The sequence below is a fragment of the Paenibacillus sp. sgz302164 genome, from assembly GCF_056120505.1.
On sequence record NZ_JBVYOL010000051.1, the window covers coordinates 1 to 21449 of the forward strand.

At 53.1% G+C, this 21449-nt stretch carries 12 protein-coding genes; 1 reads left to right on the forward strand and 11 read right to left on the reverse strand.

Annotated elements, in window-relative coordinates; translation table 11 throughout:
• The 11 genes from AC0LWT_RS37920 to AC0LWT_RS37970 all read right to left on the reverse strand — a co-directional run.
• The coding region (locus AC0LWT_RS37920) for a DNRLRE domain-containing protein (RefSeq protein ID WP_474687076.1) at positions 1–1199 on the reverse strand (1199 nt) is incomplete at its 3' end.
• 38 nt (positions 1200–1237) lie between these two features.
• Positions 1238–1420 (reverse strand): hypothetical protein, encoded by a 183-nt coding sequence (locus AC0LWT_RS37925; RefSeq protein ID WP_474687077.1) that lies wholly within the window; start codon positions 1418–1420, stop codon positions 1238–1240.
• A gap of 23 nt (positions 1421–1443) precedes the next feature.
• Positions 1444–2313 (reverse strand): 5'-3' exonuclease, encoded by an 870-nt coding sequence (locus tag AC0LWT_RS37930; RefSeq protein ID WP_474687079.1) that lies wholly within the window; start codon positions 2311–2313, stop codon positions 1444–1446.
• A 240-nt stretch (positions 2314–2553) separates the two neighbouring features.
• A complete protein-coding gene (locus tag AC0LWT_RS37935; RefSeq protein ID WP_474687080.1) occupies positions 2554–6408 on the reverse strand; it encodes a TIM-barrel domain-containing protein in 3855 nt (1284 codons plus the stop codon).
• A 54-nt stretch (positions 6409–6462) separates the two neighbouring features.
• Complete coding sequence (locus AC0LWT_RS37940) at positions 6463–9744, reverse strand: TIM-barrel domain-containing protein (RefSeq protein ID WP_474687082.1); 3282 nt, start codon at positions 9742–9744, stop codon at positions 6463–6465.
• 195 nt (positions 9745–9939) lie between these two features.
• Positions 9940–13692 carry a glycoside hydrolase family 31 protein gene (locus AC0LWT_RS37945; protein ID WP_474687083.1) on the reverse strand — a complete coding sequence of 1251 codons (3753 nt, stop codon included), beginning with the start codon at positions 13690–13692 and terminating at the stop codon, positions 9940–9942.
• A 93-nt stretch (positions 13693–13785) separates the two neighbouring features.
• Positions 13786–15132: an ABC transporter substrate-binding protein gene (locus AC0LWT_RS37950; RefSeq protein ID WP_474687085.1), complete on the reverse strand. Its 1347-nt coding sequence runs from the start codon at positions 15130–15132 to the stop codon at positions 13786–13788.
• Between the two features lie 89 nt (positions 15133–15221).
• Positions 15222–16052, reverse strand: a complete 831-nt coding sequence (locus AC0LWT_RS37955) for a carbohydrate ABC transporter permease (protein ID WP_474687087.1) — start codon at positions 16050–16052, stop codon at positions 15222–15224.
• Positions 16042–16926: a carbohydrate ABC transporter permease gene (locus AC0LWT_RS37960; RefSeq protein ID WP_474687089.1), complete on the reverse strand. Its 885-nt coding sequence runs from the start codon at positions 16924–16926 to the stop codon at positions 16042–16044. The genes AC0LWT_RS37955 and AC0LWT_RS37960 overlap by 11 nt, the downstream gene beginning before the upstream one ends.
• Positions 16927–16959: 33 nt before the next feature.
• Positions 16960–17985, reverse strand: coding sequence for a LacI family DNA-binding transcriptional regulator (locus AC0LWT_RS37965; RefSeq protein ID WP_474687091.1), 1026 nt, complete (start codon positions 17983–17985; stop codon positions 16960–16962).
• Between the two features lie 236 nt (positions 17986–18221).
• On the reverse strand, positions 18222–20165 hold the full coding sequence (locus tag AC0LWT_RS37970) for a glycoside hydrolase family 127 protein (RefSeq protein WP_474687093.1): 1944 nt from the start codon (positions 20163–20165) through the stop codon (positions 18222–18224).
• Positions 20166–20307: 142 nt separating this feature from the next.
• Here AC0LWT_RS37970 and AC0LWT_RS37975 point away from each other — a divergent pair, with 142 nt between their 5' ends.
• Positions 20308–21180, forward strand: coding sequence for a helix-turn-helix transcriptional regulator (locus tag AC0LWT_RS37975; RefSeq protein ID WP_474687095.1), 873 nt, complete (start codon positions 20308–20310; stop codon positions 21178–21180).
• Positions 21181–21449 lie beyond the last annotated feature (269 nt).

Consider the following 21449-nt stretch of genomic DNA (forward strand, 5'->3'; position numbering starts at 1 on the left):
TGCACCGTGTACCGGAACAACAGCGCGCTTGTTCCCGAGCCCGATACATACGACGCATGCACCGTCGTCGAACCGATCGTCACAGGCAGGTACGGCGTACCGCCTGTCGTATTCACCGTTACATTTTCACTGTAGTTGACGGTGAAATCCAGATTCGCTCCCGCTTTGTACGTCCCGCTTGCGGGCACATTCACGCTGCTCACCGTCGGCGCCACCGCGTCCACCAGCACCGCGTTCGTGCTGCCAACGCTGTTCAGCGCCGTCCCCGCATCGTTGCCGGCCGCACCTTTAAGTGTGCCGCCGTTTAGAGCCAGCGCAGCGCCGACTGTCACACCATTATTATCCAACTGACCACTCTGCAGCGTGTACCGAAAGATCAATGCTTGCGTTCCCGAGCCGGATACATAAGACGCATTGACGGGAGAGGAGCCGATTATCAGCGGCAAATACGGCGTGCCTCCCGACGTGTCCACGGTAATATTTTGGTCAAAATTCACTGTAAAGTCCAAATTTTGCCCGGTACTGTACACGCCGTTAGCCGGAACGGATACTGACGAAACAACCGGATTGCTCGCCGCAATGTCATAGGTGACGCTTAACGTCGGCACGTTGCTTCCTGTTTCCTTGGAGGCGATGGCGAATTGGCTCGTCCCCCCCGAAGTGCTGCCGCTCAGCACCAAAGTCGCGATTTTATCGCCGGACAACTGGCTGTTTATAAAGCTTTTGACATCAATGACCAGATCCTGTCCTACTGTAATGCCGGACGTAATATTGGACGCTATGTTCACATCCTTGGAAGGAATCGTTGTCGCGTTTTCCGTCCAACTGTCGTTATTAGACCCGGATACATTCAAGAAAGGGGCAACCGTATTCTCACCCAAAGCCGTTACACGCAGCTTAAGCTGTGCGCTTGAAACGGTTGCACCGTTCGGAATCGAAGTCAGGTCGAATTTCAGTACCGTCTGAGCGCTCCCGTAAGCGACGTCGTAAAAATTGCCGATCCAGTTAAAGTTCTTGAAATCGACGGTCGTATCGCCTGAGGGATAGTGCCCGGAATTATCTACGTAATAGTCCGCAGTCGTGGACAATGACGCCGTCGTCGACGCGTAACTGTTATACGCGGGCAGCAAGCCGCATACAAGCAGCGCAAATACCGCCGATAAAACCGCATTGCCCGTTCTTTTGTAAAGCCCTTTCATAGTCGCCTCCTTAAATTTTGAAAACCCAGGGTGGGATTTCAGTCACTTTTCGCCGGTAAATCCCTTTTTTCGCCCCGCTCTTCGTTCAATACTGACAATTCACCTGATGAAAAAGCAGCGTTTTTTAGCTGTTTATAGGTCTTTTTTATCATTTCTACACTTTTTTCCAAATCCCTTTTGCGTTGGCGCAAAAAAATAGAGACACAGCCTGTTATTACCAAACGGCTTGTCTCCATTATTTTCCTTATCCGATTAATTTTACCAAACTGTTAAACTCAAGCTCTTCGAATTTTTGAAGTGCGGCGCTCTTGTTGATTTTCCAAACGCATTCTTCAAAAACGCATTGAATAGGAACATCCACTTTAATAGTTGCCAAATCTTTGGACAAGTGCAGCATGTCCGTGTCATTTTCGATTTTTGTTTTAACATTAGCCGATAACTGTTCCATATTGTCCAATACGCCTTGGACGGAACCGTATGTTTTAATAAGCTTTTGGGCCGTTTTCTCGCCAATGCCGCGCACACCCGGGTAATTATCGGAAGTATCGCCCATAAACGCTTTTACATCGATAATTTGAGAGGGGTGCAGCTCTTTCTCTTCCCACAAAGCAGCCGGCGTGTACACTTGATAATTGGATTTGCCCTTTTTCATGATCACGACCGAAATGCGGTCCGTAATGAGTTGAAGCATATCATGGTCGCCGGTCAATATGAGCACTTCCGTCTCGGCGCTGATTTGGCCGGCAATCGTGCCTATACAGTCGTCGGCTTCAAAACCGGGCGCGCCGAAATTCGGTATCCCCAGCGCATCCACAACCTCTTTGACCAGGCTGAACTGGGGGACCAGCTCTTCCGGCGCCTCGGCCCGGTTCGCTTTGTAGCCGTCGTACATCTCGGTCCGAAACGTAGAGCTGCCCAAGTCCCAGCAGCAGAGCAGATGCGTAGGTTGAAACTCCTTGATGGCATCGAACAAATAATGAATAAAACCGAAAATGGCGTTCGTGGGGATGCCGCTGCTCGTTTTGCGGACATACCCTCCGTACGATTGCGCGTAAAAGCCTCTGAATAATAAGGCCATGCCATCTACAATTAAAGTGCGGTTCTTGTTTTCCATATTTCCACTCCGACAATAAATTATGTACCATTATTAAACATACCAGACCTTTACGCCGATGAACATAGATTTTATAAATATTACTTGTGGCAATCTATCCCATATCGCACCCATACGCTCATTTCGCCTTCTTCCAGTCGCCAAACGACAAAAGACCATCGGGATCGCGGATTGCCCGGTGGTCTTTCTCAGCCCAAACACTTTATCGATTTAGCCTCATGAGGGAGTCCGAGCTTCCGCTTATTGCTTGGTTACACGAACATCATCAATATGGAGCGTTGTGCCTCCCGGAGAATCGACGTAGAAGCCAATATCGATCTGACCGTTCGTAACCATAATGTCGCTAACGCTGACATACTTCCATACACCGTCATTGCTGATATTGGCATATATGGCAGAACCGCCGTAATTTTGAATCTCCGCTCGCGCTGTTGTCGGCGTCGTATTTTTCATGCGGACCCATGCTTCGAATTTGTATTTCACGTTGTTCACTGGAACGCTGATCGTCTGATGAATGCTTTGCTTGTAAGCGCCCGGCGCATAAAAGTAAGCGCGCTTATCGCCCGTCCATGGCGATTCCGGGGGATTCGTTGTCGAGCCGCTATCAATGCCGTAAGCGACCGCTTGTGTACCGGGATGCCATTCGGTCCAGTTGCTGCTCTGGCTCGTATCGCGTTCAAAGCCGCCATTGTCGAGCAGGTTCTGCTCGGAAACCGGCGTTCCCGCCGCCGCTGTCGAGAGCAGCATCCGATCCAGATTAATGCCGCCGCTATCGGCAGCATCATATTTGAACGCGATGGTGTTAGCTCCTGCGTTCAGCGACACGGTTTGAACGTTGTCCTGCCAAACGTTCCAGTTGCTTCCCGGACTCGCGAAGCTCGTTTGACCCAACTTCGTTCCGTTCACGTAGGTGCTTAGCGTCTTCGCAGCGTTCGTGCCGTTGGCATAGCGCAGCGCGACTTGATAACTGCCTGCGCTCGGCACATTGACATTGTATTTCACCTGCGCGCCGGGTGCGCTCATGCCGTCGACAAATGCGGCGCCGCTGTAGTACCAATGATTCGTGTCCATACTGCTGCCTCCGGAAAGCTCGGCGCTCTCTGCCTCGTATTTGCTTACCGCAGGCGCGAACGGCACCGTGATGTTGTCGATGCTAACGTTACCGCTATCGCCCGCTTCACTGTAATATTTGTACGTGACAACGTTCATGCCCGCCGTCAGGGGCAGCGTCTCGGCTTGGGTCGACCACGTGTCCCAATTCGCTAAATTCGCAAGCGACGTTGACTTTACTCGCTTGCCATTGACGAAGATGCTCATCGTCTTGGCCGAACCTGAAGCGTTAGCATAACGCAGCGTAACGTTATAATCGCCGCCTGTTTGCACTTTCGGATAAAACGTCGCACCCGCTCCCGCATTGCCGAGCCCATCCACGAAGCCTGTTCCCGTGTATCCGGCATGGTTCGTGTTCACCGTCGCTTTAGTTGACGCTGTGATGCCCGAAAGCGATGCATCTTCAGCTTCGTATTGCATAACGGCCGCGCTCACGGAGCTGCTTCCGGTCACGGCGATGGCCTTGGCGGAAGCTGCTCCCGCCGACAATTTTACGAAAGTGACGTCGCCGTATACGTCCTTGCCTTTCGCCCAGCCTTCGCCTGAAGCGGCTTTCAATGCTTCCAAGCCGGCATAGGATGCCATGGCCGTACTGTTATTCGTCACCGCGGTTCCAGCAGCTCCGTGGAGCTTGATGATATAAGATTGCAGGGCAGGGATGTAGCTGCCGCTTTTGGCCCCTAACGTGAAGCTAAGCGTACCTGAGCCGTTGTCTTGCGCAGTCATATTTTGCTTGAAATAAGTGCCGTTCTCATAGTTATAACTGGCTCCGTCATCGTCATAATAGGTGAAGCTGCTTTGCGATGTATCCGGGAATACATCCACATCGACGGAGGTCACGGAAGATTGTCCTATATAATCCTGCACCTTTTGCGTAGGAATGATCGCTCCTTTTTTGATGAAAAGAGGAATGTCCGTTAGCGTATCCGGATTCACGGCGTAGTGAATCGTCTGACCGCCGGTCAGCACATTGCCGCGCGCATAATCGATCCATGTGCCGGACGGCAAATAAATATCTTTGGCGGTCTGCTGTTTATCCACTACCGGAGCGGCCAGCAGCCAATCGCCGAACATCCAGGCGTCCGTATCGTTTTTGACATTCGGATCGGTCGGATAATCCTGCATGAGCGGCCTTACGAGCCCATTTCCGTTCTCGTAGGCGCTTCTTTCATAAGCATACATGTAAGGAATCAGGGAGTAGCGCAGCTGAATCGCTTCTTTGGCCGCTTCCTCTGCGGTCGATCCAAAATACCAGGGCTGGCGCTGCTGGTGATTGTTGCCGTGAACGCGGAAAACAGGCGTAAGCGAGCTAAACTGCATCCACCTTGCATACAGGTCCGGATTCGGATTGTTCGTCGTGCCGTCCTGCTGGTTGAACCCCCCGGTATCCATGCCCCATTTCACTTGGCCGTTATTTACGGATGACAGCATAACGGCTCGCTGCTCCTGCATGCCTGCCGCCCAATCGATGCGTTCCCCCTTGTTGTACTGAATGCCGATGTCGCCAGACCAGATCGTCGTCGCGTAGCGCTGTGCGCCCGGATAGAAGGTGCGCGCTGTTTGCCAAACACGCTGCGCATTGCCCGTATAAGCGCGCTGACCCTCGTACATCGTTTGCGACATATGGCCCGTCGTGAAATTGCCGAACCAATAAGTCACTCCGCCCGATGATACTTTATCCGTCTCATCGTTCCACCATCCCGCAATGCCTTTATCCAACGCATCCTTGGAGTGATTCCAGAACCATGTCCGCTCGCCGGCATTGTAAGGATCGATGCTGCGTACCTTCACGGGGATGAAATAGTCCTGATATTCGCTATGTCCCGAGTAAAAATAGCCGCCGTTCGCCGCATCCGTCCCTTGAATCGTCGCCGTGTTCGAAGCATCCTTGGTCACGATCCGCGGTTTCGTAATGCCGATCATTTTGATGCCTTTGGCATCCATTGCCGATTTGAGCGCCGTCGAGGCGGCGGAAGGGAAATTCGTGGTGTTCCATGCGAATTCGCCGTAGTTGTTCTCCCCGTACTTCTTCCAATCGTAATCGAAGGCATAGGCGTCGATGGGAATGTTTTTGGCGCGGTACGTATCGACATTATTCGTAAATTCCGTTTGATTCGTATCCCACTCGAAATTCATGAATCCCAAGGACCACTTCGGCAGCATCGGCGGTTTGCCGGTAATCTCGGCGACGCCGGACATAATATCCTTCGGCGTGCCGAGCATGATGTAGTATTCGACGTCCTGCTTCGTATAGCGCCGTCCTTCCGCAGGCGTGCCGCCGTAGTAAAACTCCATTTTACCGGTAGCGTCATCCGTATACGGATAGCCGCCGTCGCTGTCGACAAGCAGACCGTAACCTGCCGTACTCCAAATGAGCGGTCCCCCGGAATCTCCCTGCTCGCCGGCATGGGCGGCGTGACTGGAATTGTTCCGCAGCAGGTCGCCGCCGCCATCGAAAGCGTTAAAGCTGCGGATGCCGTACATGTTGTCCCCGCCGGCATGAATGAAGCGAACGCCATCCGAAAACACCCCGCCGCTGGAAGGTTCCCAGAACAGTGCCGTACCGTCCGGCTTTTTCACCGTCATGCGCACGGGATTTTTGGTGATCTCGATCTTCATATTCGGAGTCGTGACCGTCATTGGATTGGAAACCGTATTTATCGCCGCTCCGACGGCCGCCCATGTTTTGTTCGGATCCAGCATCGGCGTATCCGGGCTTGGCGTCACGCCATTCGGACGATAGTCCACCTTCAGGATGCCGTTCTGTACAGCTTGAATGACCAGAATGTCATCGCTTGGCTCCGCGCCGTTATCAACGGTTAGCGTCAAAGTATCCCCGGAAACGCTCGACGAAAGCAAATTGCCGAGCGAGCTTACATAAGCGCGAGCAGGGGGCGCGGGAAGAAAGGTAAAGGTAGAGCCAATCAGCGTGCATACTGCCAACATAGAGAGGACGCGCGGAACTTGATTGTTCCGTAGACTCATGATTTATACCGCCTTTCGCTTTTGGAATGCGGGAGGGACAAGCCCTCCCTGCTTTTACTGTTCTTGGATCGCGATGTTATCCAGATTAATACCGAGCGAACTGGTGCCGTCGTAGCTGACTTTCACCGTATTCCAGCCGGCATTCAGGGTCACATTGACCGCAGCCGTCCCCCATGTGTCCCAATTCGCTGTTTGCGGCAGCGATAAATCCGTCACCTTGGCGTTATTGACATAAATGGCGCGCGATCCGCTGCCGGCTCCCGAAGCATAGCGCACTTTCAACGCGAAGGTGCCGGCAGCTTTTACAGAGACGTCAAAGGTCACGGAATCGCCCGTTGTTTCGAAATTGTCCACGAAGCCCGTTCCTGTATAGCCGGTATGATTCGTATTCGTGGAAACGCCTGTTTGCGCGGCAAACTCGGCTTCGTATTCCACTTTGTTGACGCCGTTTAAGACGACCGATTGAGCGGACGCGCTTGCGCCGAGCTTAACATAGGTGAATTTCTGAACGGTATCATAGTACCAGCCTGCTGAAGCTCCTATTAGTGAGCTAAGCGAGCTATACGCTGTCATCGGCGAACCGTCTACAGTCACAGAAGACGGTTTCGTCGTGAACACTTGCAGCGTCTTGGCCGCATTGATCGCAGGCACGCTGACCGTCTCTTTGTTCAAACCATACTGCTCGGCGGACGTGAAGGTTTTGACCGAACCGCCGATATCGTCATTCCAATCGTAAGCCGTCGTACCGAGCGGATAAATTCTGAAAGCCAGGTTGGTGTAGCTTGTAAGGTTATTGCCTATGGTTGCGCCGATTTGGTATTGCGCGTTCAGATTCATCGGAATAATGCCGCCTGACTTCACAAACACAGGAAGATCATCCACGCCTGCGGTATAGTTGATCGTGCGCCCTCCCGGACGCTGCGCGCCGTACCAGAAATCGATCCAGTCCCCCTGCGGGAGATAGATGCTTTTGTTCGTCTCGCCTTGATTCATAACAGGAGCGACAAGCAGGCTGCCGCCGAACATATACTGCTGCGTCAAACCGTACGTATTGCTGTCGGTCGGATATTCAAGGGCCATGGCGCGCATCATCGGCACGCCGGTATCGCTCGATTTCTTCGCTTCGCTGTAAATGTAAGGGAGCAGATTCATCCGGGTATTCGTATATTTCGCAAAATGGCTAATAATGGTGTTGTCCCCTGTGCGGGCCTGCGCATTCCAAGGAGAACGCTCTTCGTTCGTGCCTGAGCTGCCGTTGGCTTCGGAATGGAACTGCATCACCGGAGCGAAGGCAGCCATCTCGGTCGCGCGTTTATACAGTTCAGCCGTTGGATACGTGCCTGTGAAGCCCGCCAAATCCCAACTCCAATAAGGAACGCCGGACATTCCGGCGGTCAATCCGGCCGATACGGCCTGCTGAAATGCGCCGAACGTCGACTCTTGGTCGCCGGACCAGAAGATTTGATTCGCCTGCGCGCCTTGCGTGCCGGAACGGCTGAAGCTGACGGCATCGCTTTTCTTCGAACGCGCGTATTCGTTATACGCCTTCACGTACTCGTTCGGATACTGATTGCGCATTTCGTCGCCTTTTTTGCCGTTCGAGAACGTGTTCGAGCGTCCCCAGACCATCTCGCCGCCATCGGTTTTGAAGCCGTCGATGCCAACGCCGTCAAACAAATAAGCGCGTTTGGACATCCACCAGTTTTTCGCATTCACATTCGTGAAATCAAGCAGCAGCGAGTTGCCGAACCACTGGCCGTCCGGTATGCGGTATTGCCCGCCGCTGCCATTGCCTACAGCATAGTTCTGGGCAATCATGTAAGCCTCGTCGTTGTCCTTCTGGGTATAGGGCGTTGAGGTCCATTTCTGAATAGGCACTTGCCATAACACAAGTTTCATCCCATTGCTATGCACGTTGTCCGCCATCGCCTTCGGATCCGTCCATCTGCCGCCGGAAGGGAACGTGAAATCCGTGTAGGCAAACGAAGCGCCGCCTGTTTTGGGCGTATACGTGGCATCATTGAAAATATAGAATGTATTCTCATCGCTCCACTGCTCAAGAACGAGGGCCGTCGCCGGGATATTGTTGGTATTCGCGTTCGAAATCGCCGTCGATACTTTCGTTTGACGGTCCCACTCATTGGCCGACATCCATAAACCAAAGGCCCATTTCGGCAATGCCGCGGGCTTGCCGGTAATCGTGGCATAATTGCTGACGACGCCTTTCAAGTCATTGCCATAGATGAAGTAGTAATCGAGCGTCGAATTGGCGCTGCCTCCCGTATCCGCCGTAAAACTGTACATATCCGAACGTTCTGTCGCCAAACGGAATTTGGAATAATACGTAGAGTTTACAAATATACCGTAACCGCTGCTGTTCAGCATAAAAGGGATCGCCATATACGTGCGGTCATTCTGATTTTTGTATTGATTGTATACATATGTGTCTACATTATTTCCGCGCTTGCGGAAGTTGTTGTAGTGCTCGCCGAACCCGAAAAACTCCTCGGATGCAGGTGTGTAGAAATGATCTTCCACCTTGTTAATGATTGTGCTGCCGTTGGTCAGCCAAGCCAGGTTCCGATTCGTCGTGCTGTCATATTGGCGTGCGATAAGCGTCGTGCCGTCCGGTTTGTAGACGTTAAGCCGGAATGGATTTTTGTCTACCTTGATCTTCAGTTTGGATGTCGTAATCCAAGCGGTGGACGCCGTATCCGACACGGAATAGTTGCTTAATCCGCTGCTGAGCGTCCCTGTCCCTGTCGGAGAAACTTGCACGCGGAACACATCGTCTGCCGTGAAAGAAATGTTGATTTTCGGCGTTAGCGTTCCTGTGTTCGGCACCGCGTTCAGTACAATGCGGTTCGTGTTATTGGTCACGGAGCTTATGCTGCTGACAGACTCCCAGTCCGTTACCGTGAAGGTGAACGGTCCGACGGTCTTTTCGTTTGCGCCATCTTTGTTGCCATGAACGGTATAGGCGATCACATCCCCTTTGGCAAAGCTGCCAAGGTTCGCCTCCCAATACGTATTGTTGCCGCTGTTGTATTTGTAGGCCGCTCCTACCGGCGTCTGATTGACGCCGTTTTTGGTCCAGGTCACCCAAGCCGTTTGTCCGGATTCAATCGGCCAGGTCGTAATTTTGATATACACCGTCTCGCCCGCTACCGGATCTCTCGGACTCCGCTCGGTAGTCTGAATGTCATAAAGATCGTCAATCCCGTAGGGAGCGTGGTATACGCCATCGATCGCATAAGCACTTGGAACAAGCAGGAAAAAACAGAGCAACAAAGAAGAACCGAACTTCACTGATGATAGTATTTTCCTTGCGAGCATGATTATTTCCCCTTTCATGTCGAATGATTGACAAACTATGGATGAGAACTGACCGACTGCTGCCGCATCGTCTTTTCCAAGCCTGCGCGCCTTCTTCCAGGCATCCCCCCTCTCCGGATTGGGCAGTCCGAACATAAGCTCTTCGAGACTGCCATGAATAACACCGCATATTTTCCGGCTGCATTTCCATGACGATCAACCTTCGATCACCAAACTTCCCGCTGAATCCCTGGTACAGAACATCACCTCTCTGTCCCTTAGACAGTAACTTCCTGGCAGCAGCTGCTCAACCTGCGCCGCAAGCGTCAGCTCGAAACCATTCAAGAGGACCGATTGCGCACTTTCCGGCCAATACAGAAGAAATGTCAACTGCTGCTGCACACTGCCCGACCAGCCCAGACGAATCCGTTTACCTTCCCTTTGCGCAGAAATGGTCACTTTGTTGCCCAAATCATCCTGGAATTCTTCTTGAAGCTCTGCCTTGACATATACGCGGAAACATAAGTGTTCATAACCATCCACCCGATTCCCGACATGACCGCCGAGTTTGTAATTCTCCGCCAAGTTGATCGCGATCACGCTGTCTTCCTTTTGGTAGACAGGAATTTTCTCGATACCTGCAGCGACTTTCAGCAGACGCGGGCCTGCAACTTCCTCCTGATCAAACAGTGAGAGCCATGTCCCCTCCGGGAAATAAACCTCCTTCACACGATGTCCCTCTTCCGTAACCGGAGCAACGAGCAGGTGTTCGCCGAACATGTACTCGCTGATCATTTCCGTACAATGCGCATCGGCCGGATATTGCAGCGACATGGCGCGCATCATCGGCAGACCCGTTCGGCTCGCGCGGATGGCCTGATCATAAATGTATGGCAAAAGGTTCATTCGAATGTCCGCATATTTTTTGTACAGCTCAATAACGATCTGCTGTCCTGTCCGTTCGGCAATGTTCCACGGGGTCCGGTCCTGATTGAACTCGCCTTTCGTCTCGGCATGATATTGCATCACGGGGCAAAATGCCGCCATCTGGGCGGATCTCACGAACAGTTCCGCTGTCGGAATATCGCCATGAAAACCGCCCAAATCCCAGCCCCAGAAAGGGATGCCCGACATACCGCTCGACAGGCCGGCAATCATCGAGGAGCGAAACGCCTGGAAGGTCGAACGCTCGTCGCCCGCCCAATGCAGCGGATACCGCTGCGCCCCGGTGTATCCTGCACGGCTGAACGTAATGCCGCCTTCTTTGGTATGCTGTTGAACAAAATCATAATAACTGCCCACATACAAATTCGGGTATAAATTACGCATTTCGCGACCGGTGGAGCCATCGTGGAACTGGAGATCGTGGCCGAAGACGAACTCGCCGCCGTCGGTTTTGAAACCGTCCACGCCGATTTCATCAAGCAGATACTGGCGTTTATCGAACCACCATTTGACCGCATCAGGATTGGTAAAATCGATAATGTGGCAATCTTTGAACCAGTTATAAGGGAGTGTAAACGGCTCCCCTTGGGCTGTTTTCACGCAAAAGCCATGCTCAAGCAAAGTTATTTCATCGCGATCGCGCTGGCCATGGGCGACACCATACATAAACTTATGAATTGGTATCTGCCATAAAAGCACCTTCAACCCTTGGTTGTGAAGTTCTTCAACCATCCCTCGCGGATTCGGCCAGCGCCCCCACTCCGGGAATTGGAAGTCGCCATAGCGGAACGGCTGACTGCCGTCCTGCACCTCATACTGCGCATCGTTAAAAATATAGAACGTCGCCTCGTCGCTCCACTGCTCGATGACAAGCACTGTTGACGGTATCTCGTATTTGGCGGTTAACTCCGCTTGCTTCATGACCTCGTTCTGCGAGTCCCAGTTATTGCTCGACATCCACGGACCGAACGACCACTTGGGCGGCAGTGCGGGCTTGCCGGTAATATCCGTAAATTGTCCGATCATATCCAGAGGTTTCCCGGCAAATAAATAAACGACCAGTTGCTGATTCACCCGCGAAACGTCCGCTTCTACTTCTACCAAATCGGATAATCTTGTATGAAATCGGAACGCAGAATAAAGCGCTGTATCCACAAAAATGGCATACCCTCCCGATGAGATGGCAAAAGGAACGGGCATGTAGGTTTTCAAGCCTTGATCCCGGTACTGGTTGTACACATACTGATCCACCTCCTGTCCGGAGTATTCGTAATGGGCAAAACGTTCCCCCATGCCGAACCAGCGGTGCTCCGGCCTCGTCTTCATGTTGAGCCGCAACTTATGGACCGTTCCCGAGCCGTCGGTCAACGCTTCGATCAGCGGCTTCCCTTCGGCGGCGAAGCCTTCGGCAAGCAAACCCTCCGCGCTGCGCAAGGCCAGCGCAAGCTTCCCCTCGCGTACGCCGGCTTCCAGCCGTGCGCGTCCCATCTGCAGCGCTGCCTGCTGCACGCGCCGGGCGTATGCCCGTTCGCCCGCTGCGGCGAACGTTATCCGCACCGCGCCGCCGGCCTCGGCGCGGAATGCCAGCACAGACGGCTGCGCCATGTCTGCGCCGGCCAGCTCGACGACGAAGCCATTCGTCGTCTCGTACATCGCATGGACGCGCTCCAGCGCCGTCCATGACCGGACCTTAAAGCCATAAGTCGGCGAGACTGCCGACTTCCCCCCGGCCTGAAGCGCAAAAGCATAGCTGACCTCGTCACCCGCGAGGTAAGGGCCCAGCTGCGCTTCCCAGACCTTCTCCCCGCCGGCGAGCACTTTGACGACGGCCGGAACAGCTTGCGCCGCCGGAATGCCGCCAACGACGGCCTGCACCGAAACCGCCTGACTCGGCTGGAACGGCTGCGTCAGCAGATGCACCACCACCGCATCGCCCGCTTCGGGCTGGCGGGGGAACCGCTCGCAAGCCAAGGTTACGTACGGATCGTCGTAACCTGTGGGCATATGTATGAGCGCGACGCTGTCCGCGCTCGCGTGTGCGCCTGCGTCTGGCACAAGCGCAGTCTGCGCCAATTCCATCAGCACAGCGCACCATGTGCTGATGGGCGGCAGCCCCTGCTCGCGTCCTTGCTCTTGCCCTTGCCCTTGCCCTTGCTCTTGCCCCTGCATCCGCTCACGCCAATAATCAAGCATCAGCGGCTCCTTCGCCGTCGTCATATCCACCTCATAAAGCGCGCCCTGCTCCTCTTGCAGCGCCTCTACCCGGGCTAGCAGTTCCTTCGCCCGCACTGTATCGCCTTTTTTGGCGTAGTACCAAGCCAAGAGGCAAGTCACATCAGGCCGCTCACAGCCGCCGAAATAGGTGTCGCTCTCCCACAGTCTAACGCCCTTGCCGACAAGCGTCTCTTCCAGTTTATACAGCGCCTCTATCAGAATTCGGTCTTCAATACCAAGCATTCCGAAGGGAATAGCCGCAGCGGTAATATCTCCGTGAATCGCCGTATCCCCAAGTTGGCTGACAACCCTTCCATTTTTAATAAACTTAGCGAAAAGGAGTTCTCGTATCGACTTCATCAAACGCCCGCCTATTTCGCCTGCACCGTGCTGCATATTCGATTGGATGGCCGCAAAATATATGGCAAGGTGACTAAGATAGATGCCTTGATTTTCCCCTTGCAGCCAATGAGGCTGCGGTTTTTTCCAACTTGCATCGATCAGCCGAACCACAGCATGAATAAACTCCTGAATTTCCGCGCCGAAAGATTCGTCATCACTCGCCTTAAGATATTCGCCGGCAGCCCACAGCACTAGCGCTTGATCCGTCAGCGCCGCCAGTTCCCGACGCTTGCTTCCGCATAACACCCTTAACAACGGCAGCGCTCGATCTGCCTCTCCACGCCGCACGAACGCATAGCTTAAAAATGCCGCTTCGCGAAAACCAGCCTTCTGTCCGCCTATCGCCAGTTCTCCTGTTAAAGCATCGATCTCAACGTTCGCATACTGCTGCAAATCCGGTTTATTCACAATAAAATCCTCCTTGCTAACGTTCTTATTAGGGAAACCAAAAGGGGCAGTTGCCGCAACAATGCCCCTCCATGCCGACTCCAAGTCTGCCTGTTATTTACTTGCCAGCTTCTCAATCTTGGCTTGCGCTTCATTCAGCGCCTTTTCCGCCGTGTAGTCCTGCTTCAGCTTTGCTTTATCGATTTCATCGCCGATCGCTTTCGTCAAATCGCTCCATTTGTCCGGAATCGGACCGACTGGCGTAAGCACAAGTGTATTCAGCGCTTCAAGCACGACTTTCTTCGATTCAGGCGGCGTTTGTTTGAAATAAGCCTCCATCGCTTTCTCATCGGAAACCGCCGGAACGCTCCAGCCCTTCTCGATCCGCTTACTCACAACCGCAGGGTCGGAGGACATGAATTTAATAAACTTCCAAGCGGCTTCCGCATTCTTCGTTTTATCTGAAACGACAAGACCGTCGGCAAAGAAATGATGCGCTTTCTTCGTATTGCCCGGCTCCAGCGCAATATCCCATTTGAACGGCGCATCCGCAAAGCGGCCGAAATTCCAAATACCGCCGCGCAGCATCGCGATTTTGCCCGCTTTGAAGGCGTTCAAATCTGCGTCCGGCTGGTTGAAGGTGTCGTCGTTCAGCGGAGGAGATACTTTATACTTTCTGGCTTTATCCAACATCCAGTTCAAAGCTTCGATGTTCTCCTTGCTGTTAACCGTCGGCTTGCCGTCTGCGCTCCAGATGCCTCCGCCGTTCTGCGAGATCGTTTTGTAGAACTCATAGAATTGGATCGGCGAATAAGTGCCCCAGACGCCGCTTTTGGCGTCGGTCAGCTTCTGGGCCGCTTCCAGTTCCTCTTTCCACGTCCAATCCGCCTTTGGATAGCCAACCTGCTTTTTGTCAAACAAGTCCTTATTGTAGAAAAGAACTACATCCGAAAACGACTCTACAACCCCGTATTGCTTGCTATTGTATTTGAAAGAATCATAGGCAAGGCCTTTGTAAATGTCCGGTTTGAACGCTGCGTCCTGCGCAATGATCGGGGTCAAGTCTTTTAATGTATTTTTAGCGGCATAAGAGACGAAGTTTTCGTATCCGACCTCGAATACGTCAGGCGCATCCCCCGATGCAAGCTGTGTATTGAGTTTCGTGTAGTAGTTGTTATAATCGACGATATCCACTTTGACCTTCACGCCGGGATTTGCGGCTTCGAACGCTTTCACCATATCGCCGAGCGTCTGCTCTTGAGAACCGCTTGCGGTGTACTGCATGAACTTGAGCGTAACCGGATCTTTCTTCGCCTCCTGTGCTGCCCCCGGCGCAGTTGCGTCCTGTTTCGGAGTCGCCTGAGACGACGCTTCCGGTTTACGATCCGACCCGCACCCCGCTGCCGCAAGTGAAACAATGACGCTTAACGCAACGACCCAACCTGTTTTTCGGGCACCCATGCAGAACCCTCTCTTCACATGAAATTTTGTCTGAGTCTTCATTACCAACCATGCACGCCTTCCCCGCGGTAAGCGCATCCCCCCTCTCATTATCCTTTTACGCCACTCATGGTCATGCCCTTAATGAAATATCGCGACGCGAACAAGAACACGACGAAAATCGGAATAAAGCTAATGACATTGCCCGCCATCAAAATGTTCCATTCCGTCGCCCATCTGCCTTGCAGCTTGCTCAGCCCGATCGGAAGGGTCATCAGTTCCTTGTCGCTCGTGATGATAAGAGGCCATAAGAAATTGTTCCACGATGCCATGAAAGCAAAGATCGCCAATGTGGCTAGGGCGGGTTTGCTGAGCGGGAGTATGATACTCGCAAACACCCGTACATAGGAAGCTCCGTCCATCCTTGCCGCCTCGACCAGCGGATCGGGAATCGTCATGATATGCTGTCTTAGCAGGAATGTGCCGTAAGCGCTGAAAATGCCGGGCAAAATGAGACCCGGATACGTGTTCGTCAAGTGCAGCTTCTGAAAGACGATAAAGAGCGGGGTCATCGTCACCTGCATCGGAATCATCATCGTGATCAGGTAGAGTACAAATAACGGCTCCCTGCCCCGAAATGGAATTTTGGCGAAAACGAACGCCGCCATCGCGCACACAACCACCTGAGCGGCTGTTGTCACGGCCGATACGCCGATGCTGTTGCCTAAGAAACGATAGATCGGAAAGTACTTGGCAATTTCAACATAATTGCTGAACTTGAATGTATCGGGAATAAGATTGGGCGGCATCCGGACGACCTCCAGGCTGTCTTTGAAAGATCCGGACAACATCCAAACAAACGGGAACACGAGAACGACAGCCGCTGCGAGCAAAATCATATGCGACAGCAGGTTCCGATATGGCATATATTTATCGGTCATAGGTAACCCACCTTTTCTGAAGCTGCTGTTGAACGACCGTGACTGCGAAAATAATAACGAACAAGATCCAGGACTGCGCGGAAGCAAAACCCATTTTATAACTTTGGAAGGCGTTTCCATAAATTTGCTGCACGAGCGTACTCGTTTGCCCGGCCGGACCTCCGTTTGTCATCACCAGCACCTGATCGAACAGTTGGAAGCCATTGATCAGCGAAATGACAAGCACGAAGAAAATGCTCGGCGTCAGCAGCGGAAGCGTCACCCGGAAAAACTGCTGAAATCCTCCGGCTCCGTCGATTGTCGCCGCTTCATAGTAGTCATCGGAGATATCCTGCAAGCCCGCAAGCAAAATCACGGTCACATACCCGATGTCTTTCCATACGCTCACTGCGATAATCGAGGGCATTGCCCAAACGAAATCTTGAAGCCACACAGGGCCTTGAATCCCGAACAGCGACAACAGGTAGTTAATGAGTCCGTTCTGACCATTGAGCAGCCAGCGCCATACGATGGAAACGGCAACCCACGAGGTGATGACCGGCACGAAGATGAAAATCCGGTACAGCTTAACGCCTCTCAGCTTCCGATTCAGCAGTACCGCAAACAACAAGCCGAACACGAGCACGGAAGGAATATAACCTACGATATATTGAAGAATGTTCAATAGCGATGTAAGCGTTTTCTCATCATGCAAAGCTTCGCTGTAATTATCCAGTCCGACGAACTTGGCCGGCGTAAGCAAATCCCAATCGGTGAAGGAAATCACAGCCGAGGAAAGCATCGGGATAAGCTGGAAGAAAAGCAATCCCGCCAAACTTGGGAATAAGAATCCGATGATGACAGCCATTCTGGAAAATCGCTTTTGTCCTACCATGTCATTCTCCTTTTCCCGGCTCCCGAGAGAGGACTACTCCCTCGGTCTGACCGTACCTCTTTCCATAATCGTAAGCGGCAGCATGATTTCATTCGTTTCCTGCCCACCGCTTCCCTGAATCATATTGATGAGATGTTCGGCTGCAATTGCTCCCTTTTCGGTAATATTTTGACGGATTGTTGTGAGGGGCGGCAGAAACATTTTGGACATCGATATATCGTCAAAGCCGATGACCGATATATCTTCAGGCACTCTTTTGCCCACATCCATCAGGCTGCGAATCGCTCCGAATGCGACCATATCGCCCGTAGCAAACACGGCTGTAATTTCCGGATGTTTACTTGCAATTAGTTGCCCTGCCGCCATCCCGTGCTCATAGCTCATCGAATCTTCAAACACATAATCCGGATTGTAGAAAAAGTTCGCTTCGCGTATTGCCCGCTTGTAGCCGAGAAAGCGTTTTTCCACGACACCGTCCCGGCGAATCGCCCCTGTAATCAACCCGATGTTCGAATGCCCTTTGTCGATCAAATACTTCGTCGCCAAATAACCTCCGTACTCGTCGTCGATGCCGATCCGTTTAAAATAACTGTCGTTAATATAGCTATCGATCAGCACGATTGGGATGTTGATTTTCTTGAATCCGTCATAAAACTGCTCCGGATATATCCCCATCATAATAGCGCCGTCCAGGTTCCGCTGGACCGACAGGTCCAAATAACTCTCGCCCTGATTCACGCCGGATAATAACAAATGGTAACCGTACTCGCGCAGCTTGCTCTCAATGCCGCTGATCATTTCGCTGTAGAAAGGATTTTCAAGAATGAGCTGTTTATGCGATTCCGTCTGCGGAATAACGATGCCGATGAGCTTCGATTGATTTTTGACCAGGCTTCTTGCGGAGAAATCAGGAATGTAGTTGATCGTTTCAATGATCGTCTTGATGCGTTCGATCGTTTCCGCCGACACCTTGTCAATCCTGCCGTTTAATGCGTAGGAGACAGTTGCCGTTGAGACGCCTGCGGCTTTGGCTACATCTTTAATGGTTGGTTTTTTCATTATTTATCCCTCTATTAGTTATACGTTTAACCAAATTATAAGGGATTCCATCCTATTTTACAATATGACAGCGCTTTATTTTTGTGTAAAAATCATTTATGGGTTTAATCGTTTAACTAAATTTTATGGTTTGCCCCACGATTTAGAACTCTCTTTTCCGCCTGAACGAGCCTCTTAATCGGCAATAGCCCACACCTTATCATCAAGATGTGGGCTTAACTGTGATTGAATCAGGATCACTTGCGGCAATCTATCCCATATCGTACCCATACGCTCATTTCGCCCTGCCCCCGGTTGCCCCATAAATAGTACGGCACGGCTTTCCAGCGAAAAGGCTGCGTATGCCGGACCAGAGGCCGGTACGGCTGATCCGTCCAGGAAGACGCGTCTTCGGCATATCCTTCCCCTTCAATGACGATTGCGCCTCCCGGAAATTGTTCCTCGCGGACGGCCGTAAGCCTGGAGTCCGCCGATATCGAAATCGTCGAAACGGGGCTTCCGTTGTCGATTTCTTCCAGGCAGTAGACCAACGGCCCGCGCTGAATCGCAGCTTTGCCGGCATTGGCCCGGATCTGCGGGTTGGCCTCCAGCAATTGAATGTCCATCGCCAAATTCCATTCCACGCGATCCCCTTGCTTCCACACTCTCGCTGCCAGCGCATAGCCGTCCTTCACAGTATACGGCTTGGGGGTCCCGTTAATGATCATGACGGCTTCGCCCTTGCTCCATTCGGGAATCCGAAGCGCGAGCGTTACCGGGGTATTCGGAGCGGAATCGATCTCGAACGTTACTTTGCCGCTCCAGGGCAGTTCGGCACGCTGCTTCAGCGTCACTTCTCCGGCATCGGTTTGCAGCGACGCCGAGCTGCCGATAAACAGATGAGTATAAACGGTATTCGCCGGCTTGTCGACAGTATAAATATAGTCGTTCAAGGAGCTTAACAGCCTTGCCGCATTCGGAGGGCAGCAGGAGCAGCCGAACCATTTTTGCCGGACCGCCTTGACGTGGCGTCTGCCCGGATTTTTAGCGCTCGCCTCCGGCCATACTTCAAGCGGATTCACGTAAAAAAAATGCTTGCCGTCCAGCGCCATGCTGCCAAGCACGTTGTTGTACAGCGCGCGTTCCAGCACATCTGCATACTCGCTCTTAGGCTCCAGCTGCAGCATGCGCTGCGCGAAAAAAATAAGCCCGATCGATGCGCAAGTTTCCGCGTACACCGTATCGTTCGGAAGATCGTAGTCGAAGGAGAACGCTTCGCCATGATGGGTCGAGCCGATGCCGCCGGTAATGTACATTTGCCGCCCGGTCATATTGCTCCACAGCCGCCGGCTCGCTTCCGCCAATTCCCGGTCGCCGCTCAAGCGGGCCAAATCCGCCATAGCCGTATACATGTAGACGGCGCGCACGGAATGCCCGACAGCGGCCGATTGCTCGCGCACCGGGAGATGGCTTTGGTTGTAGGCCAGGTCCGGCTTGGCGGTAATCCCCTGCACCCAGTGACCGGTGCGCCCTCTTCGCTCCCACTCCAGATGAAAATAATTCGGCTCCTGCCCCCGCTGATCGATAAAATACTGGCTTAACCGCAAATAGCGCGATTCTCCGGTCGCCTGATACAATTTGACCAGCGCCAGCTCTATTTCCTGATGCCCGCAATATCCTTGCAGCTTGCCTTCTTCCGGGCCGAATACGGAATCGATATGATCCGCGAATTTGCACGCGATATCCAGCAGCTTTCTTTTCCCGGTTCCGTGGAAATAGGCTACGGCGGCTTCGATCAAATGCCCTGCGCAGTACAGCTCGTGGCATTCGTGCAGATTGGTCCATTCTTTTCCGGGTTCCTTGATCGCATAGTACGTATTCATGTAACCATTATCACGCTGCGCCTGCGCAATCAGCTCGATCGCCTCGTCGGCCGTCCGCTCCAAAGCGGGGTCCGGATGATGGCCCAGCGAATACCCCACCGCTTCCAGCCACTTGGTCAAATCGCTGTCCTGGAACACCATTCCCCCGAACTCGCCCTCTTCCAGGCCTGCGGCAATCCGGAAATTGCGGATCGCGCAGCTGGGCTCCGCATCTTTAATACGATCGTTCAGCGCCTCCCATTGGTAAGGGATCACCGTATTTCTTACAAGCTCCGTATAGCGATTCCAAAAATCGTCCTCAATGCGGATACGTTCCATATGTCATCCTCCCAAAAACATCATGAATTAACCCTTCACTCCTGCAAGTATATCTTGTAAAATAAAGAGAAAATACGAATAAAATGAACTCATTTTTATAAAATTTAACACAAGCGTATGGTGTGTCCGGAGGGATCGATCGATGAGTGCCGATATCCATTTTTCATTTGATCTGCCGCCTCTGCCCTACTATTTGGGCTGCGGCAAAAGCGTATACGCCCCCGGGGAACAGCATCCGAACCGGCGGCATTTGGGCATGTTCGACCTGCTCCTGATCGTGAAGGGGACGCTGTACATGGGCGAGGATGAGCGGTCGTGGGAGCTGAGCGAAGGGCAGATGCTGCTGCTCCGCCCCGAAGGGCACCATTATCCGACCCGGCCATGTGCGGAGGAGACGGAGTTTTATTGGGTGCATATAAATTGCGCGGGGGATTGGCAGGAGGTTCGGGAAGAGGAGCGGCCGATGCAACCGAACCGCCAGCCCTTCGCGAATCCTTATACGCTGCGGCTTCCGCAGTTTGCCGCCCTGCTGCAGCCTTCCGTCGCCTTCCGCATCGTGCAGCAGCTTATGGATATTTCCGGCAACCGCCGTTCCACGGCTTTTTGGCAGGAGCAGGCGCTGTGCATGGAGCTGCTGCGGCTGCTGGAGCAGGAGAGCCGGGATCATCATTCCTCGCCCGTGATGAAGCTGGCGGAAGCTGCGGAAGCTTTTCTCAAGCAAAATTACCGGAAGGACATTACGAACGAAGCTCTCTCCAACGCTCTGCATTTTCATTCCAACTACATCGTCCGCTGCATGAAAGAAGTGTACCGCTGCACGCCCATGGAATATTTGCACGAATACCGCATCGAACAGGCCAAACGGCTGCTTATTACGACGGAGTGGCCCATCGCCCAAATTGCCGAGTATGTCGGCTTTTCCTATACGCCCTACTTTTCAAGCTGCTTCCAAAAGAGCGTCGGACTGCCCCCGCTCCGCTTCCGCAAGCAGTATTTTGCGCTGGCGGCGCGCTGATTACCGCGATGCTACGTCGCGAGCGCGGCGGATTGCGGCCGGTGCACGGCAGGATCAGACAAGGCTACGTCGCGGGCGCGGCGGATTGCGGCCGGTGCACGGCAGGATCAGACAAGGCTACGTCGCGGGCGCGGCGGATTGCGGCCGGTGCACGGCAGGATCAGGCAAGGCTACGTCGCGGACGCGGCAGGTGCACCGCAGGTATCAGGCAAGGCTATGTCGCGGGCGCGGCGGGGTGCGGTAGGTGCACGGCGGGTTGTGGCGGGTAC